Here is a 21,158-nt window from a genome sequence, read left to right on the forward strand (position 1 = left end):
TGGCTGCTAGGCCGCGCTCGCGTCCCGCGTGACCGTGATCTGGTCAAGCAGCTCCTCGTACGTCCGGCGGTCGAACTCGCCCGCCACGGGGGCCAGTACGGCCGCCGCCGAGAGGGCCGCGGCCCGGGCCAGGCGGCCCGGCCAGTGGAGGCCGTCGACCAGTCCCGACAGCAGGCCCGCGACCGCGGCGTCGCCGGCGCCCGTCGGGTTGCCGCGGACGCGGTGCGGCGGGGTGGCCCGCCAGCGGCCCTCCGTGTTCTCCGCGAGGAGGCCCTCCGTGCCCAGGGAGGCCACTACGGTGTGGGCGCCACGGCGGCGGGCGTCGCGGGTGGCCTGCAACGGGTCGTGGGAGCCGGTGAGTTCGGCGAGCTCGTCGGAGTTGGGCTTGATGATGTCGGGGCGGGCGGCGACCGCGCGGCGCAACGGCTCGCCGCTGGTGTCGAGGAGGACGGGGACCGCCGACGCGCGGGCGGTGCGGACCAGTTGGGCGTACGCGCCCACCGGCACCCCCGGTGGCAGGCTGCCGCACAGGGCCACCGCCGAGGCGGAGCGCAGCAGATCCTCGTACGCCTCCTGGAAGGCCGACCACTCGGCGGGTGTGATCGCCGGGCCGGGCTCGTTGAGTTGAGTCGTGTCACCTGTCGTCGTGTCAACCACGGCTATCGTGCGGCGCGTTGAGCCCTCGGTCGGGATCAGCGCGTCCACCACCCCCGGTGTGTACGCGAGTTGGTCCTGCACCGCGCGGCCAGTCGCGCCGCCCGTGAAGCCCGTGGCCGTCACCTCGTGGCCGAGGGCGGCGAGCACCCGGGCCACGTTCAGGCCCTTGCCGCCAGGGCGTTCGGTCACCTCGGTGACCCGGTGCGAGGCGTGCGGGCGCAGGGACGGTATGCGATAGGTGAGGTCGAGGGCGGTGTTCAGCGTGACGGTGAGGATCACGTCGGTCCCCTCGAAGAGATTCAGCAAGTAGACGCCGGGAATGCGCTTGCCGGTTGTTCCGGAGACTCGATCATGCCAAACGCGACGGCGGTCGGCCCAGTCCCACGGGCCAACCGCCGTACGCCGCAACGCTGTCGATCTGCTGTCAACGAGGGTGCGAATCAGCCCAGTTGGGGATCCACCACCCATTCTCCCCTGCGCATCACGCCCTTGAGCTCGAAGGCGGAGTCGAGGATCACCAGGTCCGCGTCCTTGCCCGGCTCCAGGGAGCCCACCTTGTCGTACATGCCGAGGAGGCGGGCGGGGTTGGCGGAGAGTGCCGCCACGACGTCATCGACCGGCAGCCTGTCGATGGTGACCGCGCGCTTGAAGGCGCGGTCGAGGGTGAGCGTGGAGCCTGCGATCGAGCCGCCCTCCACCAGGCGCGCGACGCCGTCCGCGACCTCGACCTCCAGCGGGCCGAGCATGTAGCGGCCGTCGCCGAAGCCCGCCGCGTCCATGGCGTCCGTGATGAACGCGACCCGTCCGGCGCCCGCGTGATGGAACGCCAGCTGCAGGGAGGCGGGGTGGAGGTGCGTGCCGTCGTTGATCAGCTCGACCGTGATCCGCTCGTCCTCGAGCAGGGCCGCGATCGGGCCCGGTGTGCGGTGACCGAGCGCCGGCATCGCGTTGAACAGGTGCGTCGCCACGGTCGCGCCCGCCTCGATGGCCTCGGCCGTCTGCTCGTACGTGGCGTCGGTGTGCCCGATCGCCGCGATCACCCCGTGCTCGGCAAGCAGGCGTACGGAGTCGATGCCGCCCGGCAGTTCGGTGGCGAGGGTGACCATACGGGCCTGGCCCCGGGCCGCGTCGATCAGCTTGCGGACCTCGGCCGGGTCGGGGTCGCGCAGCAGTTCCTCGGAGTGCGCGCCCTTGCGGCACGGCGAGATGAACGGGCCCTCGAAGTGGATGCCCGCGATGTCGCCCTGCTCGGCCAGTTCGGAGAGGAGTCCGGCGCGCTGGGCGAGGCCGTCCATGTCGCCGGTGACGGTGGAGGCCATGGTCGTGGTCGTGCCGTGCAGGCGGTGGGTGTGGATGCCCTTGAGGACGTCCTCGACCGTGCCTGAGGTGAAGGACGCGCCGCCGCCGCCGTGGTTGTGGATGTCGACGAAGCCGGGGACCAGCCAGTGGCCGGACAGGTCCACCGTCTCGGCGTCCACGGGAGCGCTCCCGGCGATCCGCGCGCCGTCGACGATCACGCGGCCGCCGTCCACGGTCCCGGTGGGCAGTACCACCTGTGCACCGGCGAAAACCTTGCTAGTGGCCATCAGGTGGTTACCTCCGAGGGGTCGGTGGAGTCAGTGGGGTCGGTCGCGTCGATCGGTTCGATCGGTTCGGTGGTGGTCAGGAGGTCCCAGGCGAGCAGCCCGGCGCCCAGGCACCCGGCGGTGTCCCCGAGGGCCGCGGGGACGAGGGACGGCAGCTTCTGGAAGGTGACGCGCCGCTCGACCGCGGCCCGCAGTGGTGTGAACAAGGTTTCCCCGGCCTCGGCCAGACCGCCACCGATGATCAGCATGCGGGGGTCCAGCAGAGTGAGCGCGGTGACGAGCCCGTCGGCGAGCGCGTCGAGGGCGTCCTGCCAGACCTGTACGGCCCGCTCGTCCCCGGACTCGACGGCCTTCGCGCAGTCCGCCGCGTCCGCCTCCGGATCCCCGGAGACCGCGGCCCACGCCGTGCTGACGGCAGCGGCGGACGCGTACCGCTCCAGACAGCCGCGCTGGCCGCACGGACACGGGGTGCCCCCGGGCCGTACGACGATGTGGCCGATCTCGCCCGCGAAGCCGTGCGCACCCGCCTCCACGCTGCCGCCGATGCCGATCGCGCCGGCGATCCCGGTGCCGAGCGGCACGAAGAGGAAACGGTCGGCTCCCCGTCCCGCGCCGATCCGGCCCTCCGCAAGGCCGCCGGTGCGCACATCGTGCCCGAGCGCCACCGGCACGCCGCCGAGCCGGGCGCCGAGCAGTTCGCGCATGGGTACGTCGCGCCAGCCGAGGTTGGCCGAGTACACGGCCACGCCGCGGTCGGCGTCGACGATGCCGGGGACGGCGACACCCGCGGCCGCTGCTCCCTCGCCGAAGTGCCGTTCGCCGTACGCGCGCAGCTCGGCCGCGAAGCCGAGGATGCCCTCGACGACGGCGTCCGGCCCGCGCTCGCGCCCGGTCGCCCGGCGCGCCTGATGGAGGAGCTCGCCGTCGGCGCCGACGAGGGCGGCCTTCATCCCGGTGCCGCCCACATCGAGGGCGATGACATGTCTCACGAGGGACAGTGTGGCCCGTTAACCCGGAAGAGGTCTAGTCCACTTACGTGGTGTAGACCTTATGTCGAGATATCGAACAGTCGGTCAACAGAGTGCGGGGCAAAAGCGGTGCGGCGGCGTAGGACAGGAATGATCGCGGCGGTGTCCGCACTGGGGATGACAGCCGCCCTCGGAGGCTGCGGAAACTCCGGCGAATCCGGAGACGTGACCCTCAGACTGGTGGCCGCCGACTACGGCGACTCCGACGCCAACAGCTCCCAGAAGTACTGGGACGCGCTGGTCAAGGAGTACGAGGCCGATCACCCGGGGATCAAGGTCGAGGTCAGCGTCTACTCCTGGACCGACGTCGACCGCAAGGTCAAGGAGATGGTCGCGGCCGGGAAGGCGCCCGACATGGCGCAGATCGGCGCGTACGCCGACTACGCCGCGAAGGGCCAGCTCTACACCGCCGACGAACTGCTCTCCATACCCGTACAGGCCAACTTCGCGCTCCAGCTCACCGACGCGGGGGAGCGGCAGCGGGTGCAGTACGGCCTGCCGTTCGCCTCCTCCACCCGGCTGCTCTTCTACAACAAGACCCTCTTCACCCAGGCCGGTCTCACCCCGCCGAAGACCTGGAACCAGCTGGCGGCCGACGCCGAGGTGCTCAAGGCCGACGGCGTGAAGTTCCCGTACGCGCTGCCGCTGGGGCCCGAGGAAGCGCAGGCCGAGACGATGCAGTGGATGCTGAGCGGCGGCGGTGGCTACACCGACGACGTCGGCACGTACGCCATCGACTCCGACGAGAACGTCAAGACGTTCACCTGGCTCAAGGACGAACTCGTCGGCAAGGGGCTCACCGGGCCGACCGCGCCCGCCAAGCTCAACCGGGCGGACGCGTTCGCCGCGTTCACTCGCGGTGAGGTCGGGATGCTCAGCGGGCATCCCACGCTGATGAAGATGGCCGCCGCCAAGGGCGTGAAGTACGGCATGGTGCCGATGCCCGGGGCCGACGGCCAGAGCAAGTCCACGCTGGGCGTCGCCGACTGGATGATGGCCTTCAAGCAGAACGGCCACGCCGAGCAGGTCGGCGACTTCCTCGACTTCGTCTACAGCGACAAGAACGTCCTCGCCTTCTCCCGCGAGTACGACCTCCTGCCGGTCACGACCTCCGCCTCCGAGGCCATGACCGCCGACACCGACGACCAGGATCTCGCCCCGTTCCTCGAGGAACTCCCCACCGCCGAGCTGTACCCCGTCGACAAGACCTCCTGGGCCGGTGTCAGCGCCGACGTCAAGGAGCGGATGGGTAAGGCCGTGGGGGCGGACGGGAGTCCTGCCGGGGTGCTGGGGGCGCTGCAGGCGGAGGCGAGTGCGGCGGACAACGCGACGTAGTGGTGTCAGTGGCTGGGGCTACGGTGCTGTCCATGGAACCTGTCGAGTCGCTCGGTCCGCGGGAGCGGGGGATTCTCGCGCTTGAGCGCCGGGGGTTCGGGGGGCCCGGGGCGAAGGAGCGGGCGATACGGGAGCGGCTGGGGTTGGCGCCGGTGCGTTATTACCAGCTGCTCAACGCGCTGCTTGATGATCCGCGGGCGCTTGCTCATGATCCGGTTACGGTGAATCGGCTGCGGAGGGTGCGGGAGGCCCGCCGGGGGGAGCGGTGAGGGGGTTGCTGTAGGGGTTTTTCGCCCCCTCCGCCCCTACCCGTCCCTTGCTCCTGGGGGCTGCCGCCCCCAGACCCCCGCATCGCGCTGACGCGCTCGTCCTCAAACGCCGGACGGGCTGAAAGATCTCTCCCCGGCCGGGACTGAAAGATCTGCCGCGGGGGCGAAAGATTTCAGCTCCGGCCGGGGAATCTTCAGCCCCTCCGGCGTTTGAGGAGCGGGGTCTGGGGCGGAGCCCCAGGAACAAGGGACGGGCAGGGGCGGAGGGGGCGAAAAAACTCGCCCCCAGCCCCCGCGCGGATAGGGTCGCCGTATGGCCAGCCATGCGGACTCCCTGCCGACCCCCACCACCCCCGCCGGCCGCGACGGTCTCGACGCCATCCTCGCCCGGCCGGGCCACGCAGTGATCGGCCTCGACTTCGACGGCACCCTCGCCCCGATCGTCCCCGACCCCGAGCAGGCCAGGGCCCACCCCGACGCGGTCCCGGCACTCGCGGCCCTCGCCCCGAGGGTCGCCTCCGTGGCGGTGGTCACCGGCCGCCCGGCCGCCGTCGCGGTCGAGCACGGCGGCTTCGCGGGCGTGCCGGGACTGGAGCACCTGGTCGTTCTCGGGCACTACGGCGCCGAACGCTGGGACGCCAGGAGCGGCGAGGTCAGTGCCCCCGCCCCGCACCCCGGAGTCGCCGCCGTCCGGGCCGAGCTGCCCGGGTTCCTCGAGACGTTCGGCGCCGGGCAGGGCACCTGGATCGAGGAGAAGGGGCGGGCCGTCGCCGTGCACACCCGCCGCGCGGCGGACCCGCAGGCCGCGTTCGAGGCGCTGCGCGAGCCCCTCACCGGCCTGGCCGCCCGGCACGGCCTGATCGTCGAGCCGGGCCGCATGGTCCTGGAACTCCGCCCACCGGGGATGGACAAAGGCGTGGCCCTCCTGGAGTACGTCCGCGAGACCGGAGCAGAGTCGGTCCTCTACGCCGGCGACGACCTCGGCGACCTCCCGGCCTTCGCCGCCGTCGACAAACTCCGCTCCGAAGGCATCCCGGGCCTCCTGGTCTGCAGCGGCAGCTCAGAGGTCGCCGAACTGGCGGACAGGGCAGACCTGGTGGTCGACGGCCCAGCAGGAGTCGTACACCTACTGAGGTCACTGGCAAAGAGGATCACTGAGTAACTCCGGCCGGCAACAGCGCCCCTTTCAGGGGCGCGGGGAACTGCGCGACCAGCCACAACGCACCCGCAGCGGAAGAGCAACCCCTCACCCCTCCAACTCCCGCAACTGCTCAAGAAACCACTGCGCCGGAGGCAGAGCGGTAGCCGCGGCCGCGAGCCGTTTGGTTCGCTCAGCGCGCTCCCCCGCTCCCATCACCAACGCCTCGTGCAACGCCCCCGCCGTACCCACCACGTCATACGGGTTCACCACGATCGCGTCCTCGCCCAGCTCCTCGTACGCCCCCGCCTCCCGGGACAGAACCAGCGCGCACCCCTCGTCGGAGACGACCGGCACCTCCTTGGCGACAAGGTTCATGCCGTCCCGGATGGGGTTCACCAGCGCCACGTCGGCGAGACGATAGGCGGCGAGGGAGCGGGCGAAGTCGTCGTCGACGTGGAGGAGGACCGGGGTCCAACCGGGCGTGCCGTAGGCGGAGTTGATCTCGTCGGCGACCCGCTGCACCTCGGCCGTGTAGTCGCGGTAGACGGCGAGGTCCTGCCGGGAGGGGTAGGCGAACGCGACGTGCACGACCCGCTCGCGCCAGGACGGCTGGTCCTCCAGGAGCTGCCGGTACGCCAGCATGCCGCGCACGATGTTCTTCGACAGCTCGGTCCGATCGACCCGCACGATCGCCTTCCGGCCCTCGCCGATCTGCTCACGCAGTGTGGCCATGCGCTCGGCGACATCCGGCTCGTGCGAGCGCCTCCGCAGGAAGTCCGCGTCCGCCCCGAGGCCGTGCACCCCGACCCGGGTGTCACCGAGACCGCCGACCAGCTCCTGCGCACACGCGGTGAACGCGGACGCCCAGCGGTGGGTGAGGAAGCCCAGCCGGTCCGCGCCGAGCATGCCGCGCAGCACCTGTTCGGCGATGTCGTCGGGGAGCAGGCGGAAGTAGTCGACCGGCGCCCACGGGGTGTGCGAGAAGTGGCCGATGCGGAGATCCGGGCGCAGCTCCCGCAGCATGCCGGGGACCAGGGTCAGGTGGTAGTCCTGTACGACCACCACGGCGCCCTCGGCCGCCTCGTCGGCCAGCGCCCGCGCAAAGGACCGGTTGTACGCCTCGTACGACGCCCACTGGCGCCGGAACTCCTTGTCGAAGACCGGCTCCAGCGGCGTCTGGTACAGCATGTGGTGGACGAACCACAGCACGGAGTTCGCGATGCCGTTGTAGGCGTCCGCGTGCACCTCGGCGTCGATGTCCAGCATCCGCACGCCGTCCTCGCCGACCCCGCGCCGTACCGCTTCGCGGTCACCGTCGCCGAGCGCGGAGCACACCCACAGGGCGCCCCTGTCCGGGCCGATCGCCGACAGGCCCGAGACGAGGCCGCCGCCGCCGCGCTTGGGGTGCAGCGAGTTGTCCTCGCGCAGCTCGTAGGAGATCGGGCCGCGGTTGGACGCGACGAGGATCCGATGATTGCCGTACGGAGAAGCCATACGCCTCAACCTAGCCCGGCCCGGAAACGCTCAAACGTACGGACGGGGTGCGGCGGAGGCGTATACAGCCGTCCGATTACGCCGCTTTGCGTGATTGGTACTCCGAGATTTCCGCCATCGGAGGCCGTTCCTCCGTGTCCACGGAGTACGTCCGCGGCTCGAAGCCGTCCTCGCCCCGTTCGAACTGGGTGATGGCCGGACGGATGAGGTGCCCGCGGGCCAGCCTCAGCTGGGCCGTGCGGTAGATCGCCGCGGACATCCGGCCCAGCGCCTGACCGTCCTGGTGCCGGTGCTTGCGGACGCCGACGTCGACCTGGGCGAGTGCGTCCAGGCCCACGAGGTGCAGGGCGTCGACGAGCATGCCGAGCTCCACGCCGTATCCGACCGGGAACGGGAGCTGTTCGAGGAGGGAGCGGCGGGCCGCGTATTCGCCGCCGAGCGGCTGGACGAATCCGGCCAGCTGCGGCCAGTGCATGTTCAGCAGCGGGCGGGCCATCAGCTCGGTCACACGGCCGCCCTGGCCGGCCGCGGTTCTGCCGGAGGTGGGCTCGCCCGGCAGGTTCAGCGGGCGGTCGTACATCGCCTTGACGAGGTCCACGCCGGGCTCGGTGAGCAGCGGCCCCACGATCCCGGAGACGAAGTCCGAGGAGAACTCCTTGAGGTCCGCGTCGATGAAGCAGACGATGTCACCGCTCGTCACGAGGAGTGACCGCCACAGGACCTCGCCCTTGCCGGGCACGGCCGGGATGCGGGGGAGTATTTCGTCCCGGTGAACAACCCGGGCGCCCGCGGCGGTGGCGACCTCGGAGGTGCGGTCCGTCGAACCCGAGTCGATGACGACGATCTCGTCGACAAGGGGGACTTTCGCCGTCATCAGGTCGCGGCGGATGATGGAGACGATCTCACCGACCGTCGCCTCCTCGTTGAGCGCGGGCAGGACCACGCTCACCGTGGAGTTGGTGGATCGCTTCGCGGCTATCAGCTTCTTGAGCGGGCGGTCACTCACGGACCAGGAGCGCGTGCTCAGCCAGCGCTCGACGTCTTCCAGCACGTGCGGCTCTCCCTTGCGTTCATTGGGATGCGTGTGCCCGTCGCCGCGCCAGCGGTTGGTGTGTCGCTGTCATCTCGCGGTTCGGACGGCTCTCTCCACCATCCAGGCCTTCGGTTACAGTCTTGAACAACGCTGATGACCATCGCATGTCGGGGGTCGTTGCGCGTACAACTGAATACCGCTCATCCAGAGGGGCAGAGGGATACGGCCCGTTGAAGCCCCGGCAACCCTCCAGCTGGTTCTTGTCACGTCGACGTGGTGAGGCTCCCGGCTCGGGAAGGTGCCAAATCCGTCTCACGGCGAAGTGCGTCGTGAGGAAGATGAGGAGAAAGGGCCTCCCCTCCATGGCTGCGCAGACAGTTGCAAGCACCACGAACACCGTGACCTCCCCGGATTCCGCGAACTCCGTCGATCTGGGCCCCGCCGCCGCGCTTTCCTGCCGCGAGTGCGGACACCGTGTGCCGCTCGGCCCGGTCTTCGCCTGCGAGGAGTGTTTCGGCCCGCTGGAGATCGCGTACGACTTCTCGGCCTACGAGACCGAGGACCTCCGCAAGCGCATCGAAGCGGGCCCCGCGAACATCTGGCGCTACGCGCCGCTCCTGCCGGTCCCGGCGGACGTCGCCGAGAAGCCGAACATCAACCCCGGCTGGACCAAGCTCGTCCAGGCCGACAACCTCGCCCGCGAACTGGGCGTCACCCCCGGCAAGCTCTTCGTCAAGGACGACTCGGGCAACCCGACGCACTCCTTCAAGGACCGCGTCGTCGCCCAGGCCATCGAGGCCGCGCGCGCGTTCAACTTCACCACCCTCTCCTGCTCCTCCACCGGCAACCTCGCCGGCGCCGTCGGCGCCGCCGCGGCCCGGGCCGGCTTCCGCTCCTGCGTGTTCATCCCGCACGACCTGGAGCAGGGCAAGATCGTCATGGCCGCGGTGTACGGCGGCGAGCTCGTCGGCATCGAGGGCAACTACGACGACGTGAACCGTTTCTGCTCCGAGCTGATCGGCGACCCGGCCGGCGAGGGCTGGGGCTTCGTCAACGTCAACCTGCGGCCGTACTACGCGGAGGGCTCCAAGACCCTCGCGTACGAGATCTGCGAGCAGCTCGGCTGGCAGCTCCCCGACCAGCTGGTGATCCCGATCGCCTCCGGCTCCCAGCTCACGAAGATCGACAAGGGCCTGCAGGAGCTGATCAAGCTCGGGCTCGTCGAGGACAAGCCGTACAAGATCTTCGGCGCCCAGGCCGAGGGCTGCTCGCCGGTGTCCGTGGCCTACAAGGCCGGGCACGACGTCGTACGGCCCCAGAAGCCGAACACCATCGCCAAGTCGCTCGCCATCGGCAACCCGGCGGACGGGCCGTACGTGCTCGACATCGCGCGGCGCACCGGCGGCGCCGTGGAGGACGTCAACGACGAGCAGGTCGTCGAGGCGATCAAGCTCCTCGCTCAGACGGAGGGCATCTTCGCCGAGACGGCGGGTGGCGTGACGGTGGGTGTGGCGAAGAAGCTGATCGAGAACGGTCTGCTCGACCCGACCCTCACCACGGTCGTCCTCAACACCGGCGACGGCCTCAAGACCCTGGACGCGGTGGCCTCGGACACCGGGCTCACCGCTACCATCCGCCCGAACCTGGACTCCTTCCGAGAGGCTGGCCTCGCGTCATGAGCGTCAATGTCCGCATCCCCACCATCCTGCGCACCTACACCGGCGGCAAGGCCGAGGTGACGGCCGAGGGTGGCACCCTCGGCGAGGTCATCTCCGACCTTGAGAAGAACCACACCGGTATCGCCGCCCGCGTCCTGGACGACCAGGGCAAGCTGCGCCGCTTCGTCAACGTGTACGTGAACGACGACGACGTCCGCTTCGAGCAGGGCCTGGAGACGGCGACGCCGGACGGCGCCGGCGTCTCGATCATTCCGGCCGTCGCCGGAGGCTGACCATTACGCACAGCGATTGCAGTTACCTTGGGTAATCGCAATCACCGAGAGTTCACCTGATTGCCCCCTCCGTGAGAGAAGCGGAGGGGGCAATTCTGTATGGTTGAGCGCGGTACAGTTGGGGAACGTGCTTCGCTTTCCATGTTGGTTTCATGCCGGGCGCATATGAGTTCTTGCCCGAAGTCCGACAAGAAGTAGCCAAAGTGCCCTGCACTTTTGAGCCGTTTATGGCATTTATGGGGCCCGACTTGCCCTGAATCTTTGCGAATTCTCCGCATATTCCCGATCGGTCACGCCCAGAATTCTCGTCCGATTGACCTGTTGCAGAGGGCAGTTGGACAGATACATTCAGCCGCGGTCGACGCGTTCCGGCGCACACCCCCAATCGTTGGGGGGTGAGGTCTGACCCGGGCCCGCGAAGTGCGGTCCTGTGCAAGGGCCAGTAATAGGGGAGTTAGGCATGGCTCAGGGCACCGTCAAGTGGTTCAACGCGGAGAAGGGGTACGGCTTCATCGCGGTCGACGGTGGTGCGGATGTATTCGTCCACTACAGCGCGATTCAGATGGACGGCTACCGCACCCTTGAAGAGGGCCAGCGGGTCGAGTTCGAGATCTCGCAGGGCCAGAAGGGGCCGCAGGCGGACATGGTCCGGCTGGCGACCAGCTGAAGCACGCGCCGACTGACTGTTCTGTTCGACGTGACGAAGGGCTCGTATCCCCGGCAGGGGGTGCGAGCCCTTCGGTCTGTCCGGCGGTCTGTCCCCTCTTCACGTGTACGTGCGTACGGGACCCCGTGTCTTCCCGTGTACGTGCTTACGGGCCCGCGCGCCTGTGCACGCCCCCCGTTTCACCTGGGGATCTTCCGGAGCCGCTTGCACTCGGTAGGGGCGAGTGCTAATCATTGGCGTTAGCACTCTGCAGGTGAGAGTGACAACGAGGACCGGGTCAGTGAGGCCCGCAGGCCAAGTGGGGCAAGGAACCACGAGGCAGGCAGGCCGTCCGTCGCGGGCGCGGGCGCGGTCCGGAGCAATCCACCCCAGTCCGGGAGGACCACTTCACATGGCCAAGATCATCGCGTTCGACGAGGAGGCACGGCGCGGTCTCGAGCGCGGGATGAACCAGCTCGCCGACGCCGTCAAGGTCACCCTTGGCCCCAAGGGCCGCAACGTCGTCCTCGAGAAGAAGTGGGGCGCCCCCACGATCACCAACGATGGTGTTTCCATCGCCAAGGAGATCGAGCTCGAGGACCCTTACGAGAAGATCGGCGCTGAGCTGGTCAAGGAAGTCGCCAAGAAGACGGACGACGTCGCCGGTGACGGTACGACCACCGCGACCGTTCTGGCGCAGGCGCTGGTCCGCGAGGGCCTTCGCAACGTAGCCGCGGGTGCCAACCCGATGGCCCTCAAGCGTGGTATCGAGAAGGCCGTCGAGGCCGTCTCCGGTGCCCTGCTCGAGCAGGCCAAGGATGTCGAGACCAAGGAGCAGATCGCTTCCACGGCCTCCATCTCCGCCGCCGACACCCAGATCGGCGAGCTCATCGCCGAGGCGATGGACAAGGTCGGCAAGGAAGGCGTCATCACCGTCGAGGAGTCCCAGACCTTCGGTCTGGAGCTCGAGCTCACCGAGGGTATGCGCTTCGACAAGGGCTACATCTCGGCGTACTTCGCCACCGACATGGAGCGTATGGAGGCCGTCCTCGACGACCCCTACATCCTGATCGCCAACTCGAAGATCGCCAACGTCAAGGACCTGCTCCCGCTCCTGGAGAAGGTCATGCAGTCGGGCAAGCCGCTGCTGATCATCGCCGAGGACGTCGAGGGCGAGGCTCTGTCGACGCTGGTCGTCAACAAGATCCGTGGCACCTTCAAGTCCGTCGCCGTCAAGGCTCCGGGCTTCGGTGACCGCCGCAAGGCCATGCTCGGCGACATCGCCATCCTCACGGGCGGCGAGGTCATCTCCGAGGAGGTCGGCCTCAAGCTGGAGAACGCGGGTGTCGACCTGCTGGGCCGTGCCCGCAAGGTCGTCATCACCAAGGACGAGACCACGATCGTCGACGGCTCCGGCTCTGCCGACCAGGTCGCCGGCCGGGTCAACCAGATCCGCGCCGAGATCGAGAACTCGGACTCGGACTACGACCGCGAGAAGCTCCAGGAGCGCCTGGCGAAGCTCGCGGGCGGCGTGGCCGTCATCAAGGCCGGTGCCGCCACCGAGGTCGAGCTCAAGGAGCGCAAGCACCGCATCGAGGACGCCGTTCGCAACGCGAAGGCGGCCGTCGAGGAGGGCATCGTCGCCGGTGGTGGCGTGGCTCTCATCCAGGCTTCCTCGGTCTTCGAGAAGCTGGAGCTCACGGGTGACGAGGCGACCGGCGCCAACGCCGTGCGGCTCGCCCTGGAGGCCCCGCTCAAGCAGATCGCCGTCAACGGTGGTCTCGAGGGTGGCGTCATCGTCGAGAAGGTGCGCAACCTGCCCGTCGGTCACGGCCTGAACGCCGCGACCGGTGAGTACGTCGACATGATCGCCGAAGGCATCATCGACCCGGCGAAGGTCACGCGCTCTGCCCTGCAGAACGCCGCGTCCATCGCCGCGCTGTTCCTTACCACCGAGGCCGTCATCGCGGACAAGCCGGAGAAGGCCGGTGCCGGCGCGGGCGCCGGTGGCGGCATGCCGGGCGGTGACATGGACTTCTGATCGACCCCGGCTCCGGCCACGGTTGATCACCGTCCTTCGTACCGAGGGCGGCACCCCTTCTCCCAGGGGGTGCCGCCCTCGGGCGTTTTCGTACGCCTTCCTGGTGCCCGAGTGTCCTGGATCACCGGGGCAGTGTGCCGGGGGCCGGAATGCGGTGATGGGTGAGGCGGTTGACGTTGACGCGGAATCGATGCGCATGCACATATTCATCATCTGCAGTATTAATCACCTGCACATATGCATGAGCATCACTCCGCCGGATCGACCGATGTCCGATCGACCGATGCCCGACCGACCCCTCCGAGGAGCCCCCACGTGACACTCGCCCCCTCCCGCGCGGCCCAGATCCTGTCCCGCCCCCTGTCCCTCAACGGCCTGACCGTCCCGAACCGGATCGTCATGGCGCCGATGACCCGCCAGTTCTCCCCGGGCGGTATCCCCGGTGAGAACGTCGCGTCGTACTACGCCCGCCGCGCCGCCGCGGGCGTGGGCCTCATCGTCACCGAGGGCACGTACATCGGTCATGAGTCGGCCGGGCAGAGCGACAGCATCCCCCGCTTCCACGGCGAGGAGCAGCTGGCGGGCTGGGCGAAGGTCGCCGAGGCCGTGCACGCGGCGGGCGGGAAGATCGTGCCGCAGCTGTGGCACATCGGCATGGTGCGCAGCGCGGGTGAGCCGCCGTTCGCGGAGGCCCCCGCGGTCGGCCCGTCCGGCCTGCGCATCAACGGCACGGCCGGCGAGGGCAAGGAGATGACCCAGGCCGACCTGGACGACGTCATCGCGGCGTTCGCCGAGGCCGCGGCCGCCGCCGAGCGCATCGGCTTCGACGGGGTCGAACTGCACGGCGCACACGGCTACCTGATCGACCAGTTCTTCTGGGAGGGCACCAACCGCCGCACGGACGCGTACGGGGGTGACCTGGTCGCCCGTACCAAGTTCGCGACCGAGATCGTCGCCGCCGTCCGCGCCGCGGTCTCGCCCGACTTCCCGATCCTCTTCCGCTACTCGCAGTGGAAGCAGGAGGCGTACGACGCCCGCCTCGCGGAGACGCCCGAGGAGCTCGGCGCCCTCCTGACCCCGCTCGCCGAGGCCGGAGTGGACGCCTTCCACGCCTCCACGCGCCGCTACTGGCTCCCGGAGTTCGAAGGCTCCGACCTCAACCTCGCGGGCTGGACGAAGAAGCTCACGGGCAAGCCCACCATCACCGTCGGCTCGGTCGGCCTCGACGGCGGCGACTTCCTCCGCTCCTTCGCCGGCGAGGGCGCCCAGGCGGCGAGCCTCGACAACCTCCTCGACCGCCTGGAGCGCGACGAGTTCGACCTGGTCGCGGTGGGCCGCGCCCTGCTCCAGGACCCGGAGTGGGCCGCGAAGGTCCTCGACGGACGGCTCGGAGAGCTGGGGGCGTACGAGGCGGCGTCGCTGCGGTCGCTCAGCTGAGCCGCTGCTCTTTTTGCCTGTACGTCGAGGGCGGCACCCTTCTCGCGAGGGGTGCCGCCCTTCGGCGTTTGCTCGGGGGCTCTGCAGGGCGTCCGGATGCCGGGATGCCGGGATGCCCGAATGCTCGGATGGCACAAACTGCCATCCCGGCAGAAGTTGTCATCTGCTTGCCGTTCACCTCTCCGTCGGTGAGTGCACACAGCATCCGTCTCATGAAGAACCTCACGCTCGCCGGTGTCGCCCTCGCGCTCACCGCTGTCTCCGTCTCCCTGACCACGCCCGCCGCCCTGGCCGCGCCGGCCAAGCACACGGCCGCCACCAGCCGTATCCCCTTCACGGCCGCGACCGTGACCGCGAACGACAACGGCTCGTATCGCATCGTCTGGAAGGCCCCCGGCGTGCGGTCTGTGACCATCCGGGCCAACGGTCATGTCGTCGCGCGCGGCGGTGCTCACGGGGACGTCACGGTGAGCGGGCTGCCCGCCGCCGACCGGCAGTGGTTCGACCTGGTGCCCCAGCGCGGCGGTTCACTCCACCTCGCCGATCGCCTCGTCAAGCTCGACGGAGCGGTCAACTTCCGTGACGCGGGCGGCTACCGGACCGCCGACGGCCACTGGGTGAAGATGGGCGAGATCTACCGCTCGGACGCCCTGAACAAGCTCACCGACGCCGACCTCGCGAAGCTCGAGCGCCTCGGCGTACAGGCGGTCTACGACCTGCGGATGGCGTCCGAGCGTACGTCCGCCCCCGACCACGTGCCGTCCGGTGCCGCGTACACCGTCGCCGACGTGCTCGCCGGTTCGGCCACCTTCACCACCATGCCCACGACCGAGGACGAGGCGGTCGAGATGATGGTGGAGGGCGAGAAGTTCATGGTCAGCGGGGACTCGGCGCGGGCCGCCTACAGCGCGGTGTTCGCCGGTGTCGCCGACGAGTCCCGGCACGGCCTGCTCTACCACTGCACCGCGGGCAAGGACCGCACCGGCTGGTCCAGCGCGGCCCTGCTCACGGCGCTGGGCGTGCCGCGCGCGACGGTGATGGACGACTACCTCGCCAGCAACACGTACCGCGCGACGGTCAACGCGGCCACGCTCGCCGCGATGCCGGCCGCCCAGGCCAAGGTGTACAAGCCGCTCCTCGACGTCCGTCCCGAGTACCTCAACTCCGGCTTCGACGAGGTGAGCACGGAGTACGGCTCGTTCAACTCGTACCTACGGAAGGGCCTCGGCATCGACACGGGCGAACTCCGCGCCCTGAACCGGGACCTGCTGATCGGCTGACCGTCGTCCTGAGCGGGAGGTGATCGGCAGATGTGTTCCACGGTGGGGTCGCTTCACCTGCGGGTTTGTGGACGGTTGCTGGGACGCATCTGCCAATTACTTGGCTGTGGAGTTCTTGACGCCCGCGACGAACGCCGACCAGGCCTCCGGCCGGAACGCGAGCTTCGGGCCGTGGGGGGTTTTGGAGTCGCGGACGGGGACGAGGGTGGGGTGGGCGTCGGCGACTTCGAGGCAGTCGTTGCCGCCGCCGCCGCTGTAGGTCGACTTGCGCCAGCGGGCGATCTCCAGGCACTCGCCGCCGCTGCCGCCGCTGTAGCTGGACTTGTGCCAGGTGGCCGTGCTCAGGTCGTAGTCAGGGAAGTTCCTCATGGGCGTAATCCTGCGCCAACGCCTCGATCAAGGCCAGGGACTTCTCCGGCGAGAGCGCGGAGGCCGCGAGGAGTTCGAAGGTGAGTCTCAGCCGGGCGACGGTGGCCGGATCGTCCTCCAGCCGTCCCGTGCCGGGGCCCTCGAAGTAGACCAGCGGAGGGGCGTCCTCGAAGTCCATCAGCCTCAGGTAACCCTCCATCGCCGTGTGCGCCCCCGCGCTGAACGGCAGTACCTGCACGATGACCCGGCTCCGGCGGGCCAGACCGGCGACGTGGTGCAGGGCCTCCGCCATGACCGCTCGCCCACCGGTCTCCCGGCGCAACGCCGCCTCGTCAAGTACCGCCCACAACAACGGCCTTGTTGGGTCGTCGAGTAGACGCGTCCGCGCCATCCGGCCTTCAACCCGCTCGTCGATGGTCTCCTCCGGTGCCGTCGGGGCGTACGCCCGATTCACGGCCCGCGCGTACGCCGGTGTCTGGAGTAGCCCTGGGATCAGAATCGGCGCGTACTGGCGGATCGCCGTGGCCAGCGCCTCCGCCTCCGCCGCCTCGGCGAAGTGCTCGGGGTAGCGGGACTTGTCCGTCGCCCCGCAGTTCCGCTGGAAGAAGTCACCCGTGCCCAGGACCTCGTCCAGCAGCCGCGCGTACTCCGGCTGGATCCGCCGCGTCGCCGCCTCCAACTGCCCAATGAACGAGCCGCTCACGAACAGCAGCGCCCCCAACTCGTCTTGGCTCAGCCCGGTTTTCTCTCTGGCGTGACGCAACTCCGCTCCCAGCAGCGCGCGCGGGGACGACGACGGGTCGAGGTCCTTCGGTCCTGCCATCGCAACTCCCTGTCCCACGGACGATGTTGTTGGGTCGTCCCCTCTGGCCAGGTTAGAGGCGCGACAGACACGCTGTGTTGCGAACAGTGAACTCTGCGTGGAGGTGAAGGAATGCTGCGGTCGACGGAAGAGGTCGTCGCCCTGCTTCGGGACGCACTCACGGGCGTGGGTGTCGTTCTGCCGTCCCTGTGTGTCGACCCCGTGACCGGCGCGAGCGACGAGCCGTTCGCTCTGGTCGTCCTGGGGCGCTGCAACGTACGTACGGCCGAGAAGCTGGCGTCCGTGCTGCGCGGGGAGCGGCCGCCGGTCGGGGCGTACGTCGTGGACGTACGGGACGGGCAGGTCGGGGAGGTGATGGGGCATGTGGGCGGGAAGGTGCAGTTGCGGCCCGTGGGTGGGGGCCGGGAGTGGGACTGCCCGCCGGAGTCGACCAGGCCCGCGGCGCAGGGGGAGGTACTGCGGGCGCGGGTACGGGAGAGGAATCGTGAGGTACGCCTCCCCTGAGACTGGCCCACGGTGCGAAGCAGTCGTCCCAGTACGCCGAAGGGGCGGCGTACTCCGACTTGGTGTCGGGGCACGCCGCCCTGGGGCGGGACGAGTTGCGGGAGGTGGCCCGCGCTTTCATGGCGGTTACTTCGGGTCGCTGTTGAACTTCGAGGTCGACCAGCGGTAGCCGAGCGCCGTGAGAGCCAGGCACCAGGCGATTGTGATCCACCCGTTGTTGCCGATCTCGGTGCCGAGGAGCAGGCCGCGCAGGGTTTCGATGGCGGGGGTGAAGGGCTGGTACTCGGCGATGGGCTGGAACCAGCCGGGCATGGTGTCGGCCGGGATGAAGGCGCTGGAGATGAGCGGGAGGAGGATCAGCGGCATCGCACTGTTACTGGCCGCCTCGGCGTTCGGGCTGGCCATGCCCATTCCGACCGCGATCCAGGTGAGCGCCAGGGAGAACAGCGCGAGCAGCCCGAACGCCGCCAGCCACTCCAGGGCGGTTGCGTCGGTGGAGCGGAAGCCGATGGCCACGCCGACGGCACCGACGAGGACCAGGCTGGCGAGTACCTGCAACACGCTGCCGACGACGTGCCCGATGATCACGGAGCCGCGGTGGATGGCCATCGTGCGGAAGCGGGCGATGACACCCTCGGACATGTCGGTGGCGACGGACACCGCGGCGCCGATCACGGTGGAGCCGATGGTCATCATCAGGATGCCCGGGACGATGTAGGCGATGTAGTCGGAGCGGTCGGCGCCGCCGATGCCCGCGCTCATCACGTCGCCGAAGATGTAGACGAAGAGCAGTAGCAGCATGATCGGCGTGAGCAGCAGGTTCAGGGTGAGGGACGGGTAGCGGCGCGCGTGCAGGAGGTTGCGGCGCAGCATCGTGTTCGAGTCGCGGACGGCGAGCGAGAAGGTACTCATCAGACTGCTTCCTTCGGCTGGTTGGGGACCTTGGTGGTGCCGGTCAGGGCGAAGAACACATCGTCGAGGTCGGGGGTGTGGACTGTGAGTTCGTCGGCTTCGATGCCGGTCGAGTCCAGCCGGTCGAGGATGGAGCGCAGTTCGCGCTGGCTGCCGTCGCTGAGAATCTGCAGCGCCAGTGCTTCGTCGTCGCGTGTGGCCTCGCGCAGTGCGGAGGCGGCGGACTGGTACGCGGCCGGGTCGGTGAAGCGGAGCCGGACGTGTCCGCCGGGGATCAGTCGCTTCAGCTGCTCGGCGGTGCCCTGGGCGGCGATCCTGCCGTCGTTCAGCACCGCGATGTGGTCGGCGAGCTGGTCGGCTTCCTCGAGGTACTGGGTGGTGAGGAAGACGGTCACCCCGTCGGAGACCAACTCGCGGATGATCTGCCACATGTTGTGCCGGGCGCGCGGGTCGAGGCCGGTGGTCGGTTCGTCGAGGAAGATGATCCGCGGGTTGCCGACGAGGGTCATGGCGAGGTCGAGGCGGCGTTTCATGCCGCCGGAGTAGGTGGAGGCTGGCTTCTTCGCGGCCTCGGTGAGGTCGAAGCGTTCCAGGAGTTCGGTGGCGGTGCGGCGGCCTTCGCTGCGGGGCAGGTGGTGCAGGTCTGCCATGAGGAGCATGTTCTCCTCGCCGGTGATCAGGCCGTCGACGGCCGAGAACTGGCCGGTGACGCCGATTGCGGCGCGTACAGCCTGGGGGTGGGTGGCGAGGTTGTGGCCGCCGATGTGGATGTCGCCGGTGCCGGGGTCGGCGGTGATGAGGGTGGAGAGGATCTTGACGGCGGTGGTCTTGCCGGCGCCGTTCGGGCCGAGCAGGGAGAAGACCGTGCCGGTCGGCACTGTCAGGTCGACGCCGTCGAGGACCGTCTTGTCGCCGTAGGACTTGCGCAGCCCGTTCGCGGCGATGGCCGGGTTGGTCATGGTGGGTCTCCTTCAGAGGCTGCGGGTTGCTAGAGGCTGCGGGCGGTGATGTCGCCGCGGGAGGTGGTGGCGCGGATGTCGAGTCCGGCGGTGCCGTCGTTCTTGAGGGCGTTGCTGACGCGGCCGTAGTCGGTGCCGGCGTCCAGGGCTGCGGACACTCCGGCGGCGGCCGCGACCGAGATGTCACCGGACTGGGTGCGGAGCACGACCGTGCCGCGCACGGCCTCGGCGATCCGGATGTCGCCCCGCGCGGTGCTGATCTCGCCGGGGCCGCCCAGCCGGCCGACCTCGACATCACCGTCGGTCGCGGTGAGCCGCAGGCTCGCCGCCTCGTCGATCTTGATCCGGTGGTACGCGCCGTCGAAGACGACGTCGCCGAGGCGCCCGACGCCCCGGAGCTCGGCGGCGGCCGCCTTCCCCTCGACGCGGGAGCCGGCGGGCAGCTGGACGGTCACCTCGACCGATCCGGAGGCGCCGAAGAGCTGGTTCTTCGCCGCCGGGGCCCCGATGTGCAGGATCCCGTCGGCGTAGGCGACCGTGATCTGCTCCGCCGCCTTCACGTCACGGCCCTTGGAGGCGTCCGTGGGCAGCACCTCGACCGTGGTGTCGGCCCGGTCGGCGGCGATGAACTGGACGCGCCCGGCCGGGATGTCCAGGACGGCGGAGACGGGGGCGGGGGTGTCGAACTTCTGCATGGTGCTCTCCTTCATCTGCATCGCGCGCTCCTTTGGACCGCGTCGTTTCCGATGACGGAAAAGCTACGTTGCATTTAGAGATCCTTCAACGTGTTCGTTGCGCCCAATCGCTATCAGTACAGGTGAAGGCCAGGAAATCGTTGCAACGATCCTCAAGGCTAACGCAACGAAAGTCGCCTGTGCGTTGCAATGAATTGAAGGTGAACGCTATGCTGGAGGTATCAAGGGGAACGAAGGAGATCGCAATGCCGGGAGGCAGGCTCACTCAGCAGGAACGCCAGCAGATCGCGCTGGGGCTGGCCGACGGCCTCGCCTACGCGGAGATCGCCAGGCGTCTCGACCGCCCGACCTCGACGATCACGCGTGAGGTGATGCGCAACGGCGGCCCCACCGCCTACCGCGCCGAGGTGGCCCACCGCGCGACTGAACGCCGTGCCCACAGGCGCACGCAGGCGGCGCCCCGAGGTGCGGAGGCGCCGGCGCAGGCCCACGGACGCGATGCCGAGGCCGTGCGCGAGTTCGAGGAGACGTTCACGACCGTCATGATGGGCTCGGGTATGCCCACGATGATGTCCCGGGTGATGGCCAGCCTCACCGTCACCGACACCGGCAGCCTCACCGCGGCCGAACTCGTCCAGCGTCTCCAGGTCAGCCCGGCGTCCGTCTCCAAGGCGATCGCGTTCCTGGAGAGCCAGGGCCTGGTCCGCCGGGAACGCGACGAACGCCGACGCGAGCGCTATGTCGTCGACGACGACATCTGGTACCAGTCGATGATGGCCAGCGCCCGGTCCACCGCCCAGATCGTCGAGATCGCACGGCAGGGCGTCGGTGTCCTCGTTCCGGGCACCCCGGCCGCCACCCGCCTGGAGAACGTCGCCCGCTTCCTCGACTTCGTCAGCGAGGCCATCGCCCGCGCCGCGGAGCAGGCCCGCGAGATCCTCCAGACGAAATCCGCAACGACCACGGACGGCGCTGCCGAGCCGAGTTCGGACTAGGGC

21 protein-coding genes and 1 riboswitch are annotated in these 21,158 nt (G+C 69.4%); of the genes, 11 read left to right on the forward strand and 10 right to left on the reverse strand.

Annotation, left to right across the window (positions count from 1 at the left end):
• Positions 1-6: 6 nt before the first annotated feature.
• The 3 genes from OG266_RS24275 to OG266_RS24285 form a co-directional block, all read right to left on the reverse strand.
• Entirely contained in the window at positions 7-936 is a 930-nt protein-coding gene (locus OG266_RS24275; protein WP_371548386.1) for a 1-phosphofructokinase family hexose kinase, read from the reverse strand.
• Positions 937-1,097: 161 nt separating this feature from the next.
• Positions 1,098-2,243 carry an N-acetylglucosamine-6-phosphate deacetylase gene (gene nagA, locus OG266_RS24280; RefSeq protein WP_371548387.1) on the reverse strand — a complete coding sequence of 382 codons (1,146 nt, stop codon included), beginning with the start codon at positions 2,241-2,243 and terminating at the stop codon, positions 1,098-1,100.
• A complete protein-coding gene (locus tag OG266_RS24285; protein WP_371548388.1) occupies positions 2,243-3,232 on the reverse strand; it encodes an ROK family protein in 990 nt (329 codons plus the stop codon). Before OG266_RS24285 ends, nagA begins: the two co-directional genes overlap by 1 nt.
• 129 nt (positions 3,233-3,361) lie before the next feature.
• Here OG266_RS24285 and OG266_RS24290 point away from each other — a divergent pair, with 129 nt between their 5' ends.
• From OG266_RS24290 to otsB, 3 genes are all read left to right on the forward strand, one after another.
• The gene (locus OG266_RS24290) at positions 3,362-4,606 is read left to right on the forward strand and encodes an extracellular solute-binding protein (protein WP_371548389.1); all 1,245 of its coding nucleotides are present in this window, start codon (positions 3,362-3,364) and stop codon (positions 4,604-4,606) included.
• 32 nt (positions 4,607-4,638) lie between these two features.
• A complete protein-coding gene (locus OG266_RS24295) occupies positions 4,639-4,875 on the forward strand; it encodes a DUF3263 domain-containing protein (RefSeq protein ID WP_371548391.1) in 237 nt (78 codons plus the stop codon).
• Between the two features lie 313 nt (positions 4,876-5,188).
• A complete protein-coding gene (gene otsB, locus OG266_RS24300) occupies positions 5,189-6,037 on the forward strand; it encodes a trehalose-phosphatase (protein ID WP_371548393.1) in 849 nt (282 codons plus the stop codon).
• An 84-nt stretch (positions 6,038-6,121) separates the two neighbouring features.
• Here the strand turns inward: otsB and OG266_RS24305 are convergent, their stop codons facing one another.
• Both OG266_RS24305 and OG266_RS24310 read right to left on the reverse strand, forming a co-directional pair.
• A complete protein-coding gene (locus OG266_RS24305) occupies positions 6,122-7,510 on the reverse strand; it encodes a trehalose-6-phosphate synthase (protein ID WP_371548394.1) in 1,389 nt (462 codons plus the stop codon).
• Positions 7,511-7,586: 76 nt separating this feature from the next.
• The gene (locus OG266_RS24310) at positions 7,587-8,561 is read right to left on the reverse strand and encodes a glucosyl-3-phosphoglycerate synthase (RefSeq protein ID WP_371548396.1); all 975 of its coding nucleotides are present in this window, start codon (positions 8,559-8,561) and stop codon (positions 7,587-7,589) included.
• Between the two features lie 179 nt (positions 8,562-8,740).
• Positions 8,741-8,888: riboswitch (SAM riboswitch) on the forward strand.
• Positions 8,889-8,905: 17 nt separating this feature from the next.
• On the opposite strand from OG266_RS24310, the gene thrC reads away from it, so the two are divergent.
• The 6 genes from thrC (at position 8,906) to OG266_RS24340 (ending at position 15,898) form a co-directional block, all read left to right on the forward strand.
• Entirely contained in the window at positions 8,906-10,222 is a 1,317-nt protein-coding gene (gene thrC, locus OG266_RS24315) for a threonine synthase (RefSeq protein WP_371548398.1), read from the forward strand.
• The gene (locus OG266_RS24320; RefSeq protein WP_266459508.1) at positions 10,219-10,494 is read left to right on the forward strand and encodes a MoaD/ThiS family protein; all 276 of its coding nucleotides are present in this window, start codon (positions 10,219-10,221) and stop codon (positions 10,492-10,494) included. Before thrC ends, OG266_RS24320 begins: the two co-directional genes overlap by 4 nt.
• A gap of 460 nt (positions 10,495-10,954) precedes the next feature.
• A complete protein-coding gene (locus tag OG266_RS24325; protein ID WP_164304865.1) occupies positions 10,955-11,161 on the forward strand; it encodes a cold-shock protein in 207 nt (68 codons plus the stop codon).
• 391 nt (positions 11,162-11,552) lie between these two features.
• Positions 11,553-13,181 (forward strand): chaperonin GroEL, encoded by a 1,629-nt coding sequence (groL, locus tag OG266_RS24330; protein ID WP_266459511.1) that lies wholly within the window; start codon positions 11,553-11,555, stop codon positions 13,179-13,181.
• A gap of 237 nt (positions 13,182-13,418) precedes the next feature.
• Positions 13,419-14,618, forward strand: coding sequence for an NADH:flavin oxidoreductase (locus OG266_RS24335; RefSeq protein ID WP_371548402.1), 1,200 nt, complete (start codon positions 13,419-13,421; stop codon positions 14,616-14,618).
• A 212-nt stretch (positions 14,619-14,830) separates the two neighbouring features.
• The gene (locus tag OG266_RS24340; protein WP_371548403.1) at positions 14,831-15,898 is read left to right on the forward strand and encodes a tyrosine-protein phosphatase; all 1,068 of its coding nucleotides are present in this window, start codon (positions 14,831-14,833) and stop codon (positions 15,896-15,898) included.
• A gap of 96 nt (positions 15,899-15,994) precedes the next feature.
• On the opposite strand, the gene OG266_RS24345 is transcribed toward OG266_RS24340, so the two are convergent.
• Both OG266_RS24345 and OG266_RS24350 read right to left on the reverse strand, forming a co-directional pair.
• Positions 15,995-16,267 carry a DUF397 domain-containing protein gene (locus OG266_RS24345; protein ID WP_371548405.1) on the reverse strand — a complete coding sequence of 91 codons (273 nt, stop codon included), beginning with the start codon at positions 16,265-16,267 and terminating at the stop codon, positions 15,995-15,997.
• Positions 16,251-17,090, reverse strand: a complete 840-nt coding sequence (locus OG266_RS24350) for a helix-turn-helix domain-containing protein (RefSeq protein ID WP_371548406.1) — start codon at positions 17,088-17,090, stop codon at positions 16,251-16,253. Before OG266_RS24350 ends, OG266_RS24345 begins: the two co-directional genes overlap by 17 nt.
• 111 nt (positions 17,091-17,201) lie before the next feature.
• Between OG266_RS24350 and OG266_RS24355 the strand changes: the two genes are divergently transcribed.
• Complete coding sequence (locus tag OG266_RS24355; protein ID WP_266459525.1) at positions 17,202-17,594, forward strand: hypothetical protein; 393 nt, start codon at positions 17,202-17,204, stop codon at positions 17,592-17,594.
• Between the two features lie 126 nt (positions 17,595-17,720).
• Here OG266_RS24355 and OG266_RS24360 read toward each other — a convergent pair whose 3' ends face one another.
• From OG266_RS24360 to OG266_RS24370, 3 genes are read right to left on the reverse strand one after another with little or no spacing between them, the layout of a single operon-like run.
• Positions 17,721-18,506: an ABC transporter permease gene (locus OG266_RS24360; RefSeq protein WP_371548407.1), complete on the reverse strand. Its 786-nt coding sequence runs from the start codon at positions 18,504-18,506 to the stop codon at positions 17,721-17,723.
• Positions 18,506-19,465: an ATP-binding cassette domain-containing protein gene (locus OG266_RS24365; protein ID WP_371548408.1), complete on the reverse strand. Its 960-nt coding sequence runs from the start codon at positions 19,463-19,465 to the stop codon at positions 18,506-18,508. The genes OG266_RS24360 and OG266_RS24365 overlap by 1 nt, the downstream gene beginning before the upstream one ends.
• A 29-nt stretch (positions 19,466-19,494) precedes the next feature.
• Positions 19,495-20,160, reverse strand: coding sequence for a DUF4097 family beta strand repeat-containing protein (locus tag OG266_RS24370; RefSeq protein ID WP_371552934.1), 666 nt, complete (start codon positions 20,158-20,160; stop codon positions 19,495-19,497).
• A gap of 245 nt (positions 20,161-20,405) precedes the next feature.
• Between OG266_RS24370 and OG266_RS24375 the strand changes: the two genes are divergently transcribed.
• The gene (locus OG266_RS24375) at positions 20,406-21,155 is read left to right on the forward strand and encodes a helix-turn-helix domain-containing protein (RefSeq protein ID WP_371548409.1); all 750 of its coding nucleotides are present in this window, start codon (positions 20,406-20,408) and stop codon (positions 21,153-21,155) included.
• Positions 21,156-21,158 lie beyond the last annotated feature (3 nt).

Source organism: Streptomyces sp. NBC_00554 (assembly GCF_041431135.1).
In the GTDB taxonomy this organism is placed as follows: Bacteria; Actinomycetota; Actinomycetes; order Streptomycetales; family Streptomycetaceae; genus Streptomyces.

Excerpts from the sequence above, each read along its gene's own strand:
- OG266_RS24345 (WP_371548405.1), bottom strand. The coding sequence starts at position 16,267 with ATGAGGAACTTCCCTGACTACGACCTGAGCACGGCCACCTGGCACAAG.
- groL (WP_266459511.1), top strand. The coding sequence starts at position 11,553 with ATGGCCAAGATCATCGCGTTCGACGAGGAGGCACGGCGCGGTCTCGAG.
- OG266_RS24355 (WP_266459525.1), top strand. The coding sequence starts at position 17,202 with ATGCTGCGGTCGACGGAAGAGGTCGTCGCCCTGCTTCGGGACGCACTC.
- OG266_RS24305 (WP_371548394.1), bottom strand. The coding sequence starts at position 7,510 with ATGGCTTCTCCGTACGGCAATCATCGGATCCTCGTCGCGTCCAACCGC.
- thrC (WP_371548398.1), top strand. The coding sequence starts at position 8,906 with ATGGCTGCGCAGACAGTTGCAAGCACCACGAACACCGTGACCTCCCCG.
- OG266_RS24360 (WP_371548407.1), bottom strand. The coding sequence starts at position 18,506 with ATGAGTACCTTCTCGCTCGCCGTCCGCGACTCGAACACGATGCTGCGC.
- OG266_RS24325 (WP_164304865.1), top strand. The coding sequence starts at position 10,955 with ATGGCTCAGGGCACCGTCAAGTGGTTCAACGCGGAGAAGGGGTACGGC.
- OG266_RS24350 (WP_371548406.1), bottom strand. The coding sequence starts at position 17,090 with ATGGCAGGACCGAAGGACCTCGACCCGTCGTCGTCCCCGCGCGCGCTG.
- nagA (WP_371548387.1), bottom strand. The coding sequence starts at position 2,243 with ATGGCCACTAGCAAGGTTTTCGCCGGTGCACAGGTGGTACTGCCCACC.
- OG266_RS24340 (WP_371548403.1), top strand. The coding sequence starts at position 14,831 with ATGAAGAACCTCACGCTCGCCGGTGTCGCCCTCGCGCTCACCGCTGTC.
- OG266_RS24295 (WP_371548391.1), top strand. The coding sequence starts at position 4,639 with ATGGAACCTGTCGAGTCGCTCGGTCCGCGGGAGCGGGGGATTCTCGCG.
- OG266_RS24365 (WP_371548408.1), bottom strand. The coding sequence starts at position 19,465 with ATGACCAACCCGGCCATCGCCGCGAACGGGCTGCGCAAGTCCTACGGC.
- OG266_RS24290 (WP_371548389.1), top strand. The coding sequence starts at position 3,362 with ATGATCGCGGCGGTGTCCGCACTGGGGATGACAGCCGCCCTCGGAGGC.
- OG266_RS24370 (WP_371552934.1), bottom strand. The coding sequence starts at position 20,160 with ATGCAGAAGTTCGACACCCCCGCCCCCGTCTCCGCCGTCCTGGACATC.
- OG266_RS24335 (WP_371548402.1), top strand. The coding sequence starts at position 13,419 with ATGCATGAGCATCACTCCGCCGGATCGACCGATGTCCGATCGACCGAT.
- OG266_RS24320 (WP_266459508.1), top strand. The coding sequence starts at position 10,219 with ATGAGCGTCAATGTCCGCATCCCCACCATCCTGCGCACCTACACCGGC.
- OG266_RS24375 (WP_371548409.1), top strand. The coding sequence starts at position 20,406 with ATGCCGGGAGGCAGGCTCACTCAGCAGGAACGCCAGCAGATCGCGCTG.
- otsB (WP_371548393.1), top strand. The coding sequence starts at position 5,189 with ATGGCCAGCCATGCGGACTCCCTGCCGACCCCCACCACCCCCGCCGGC.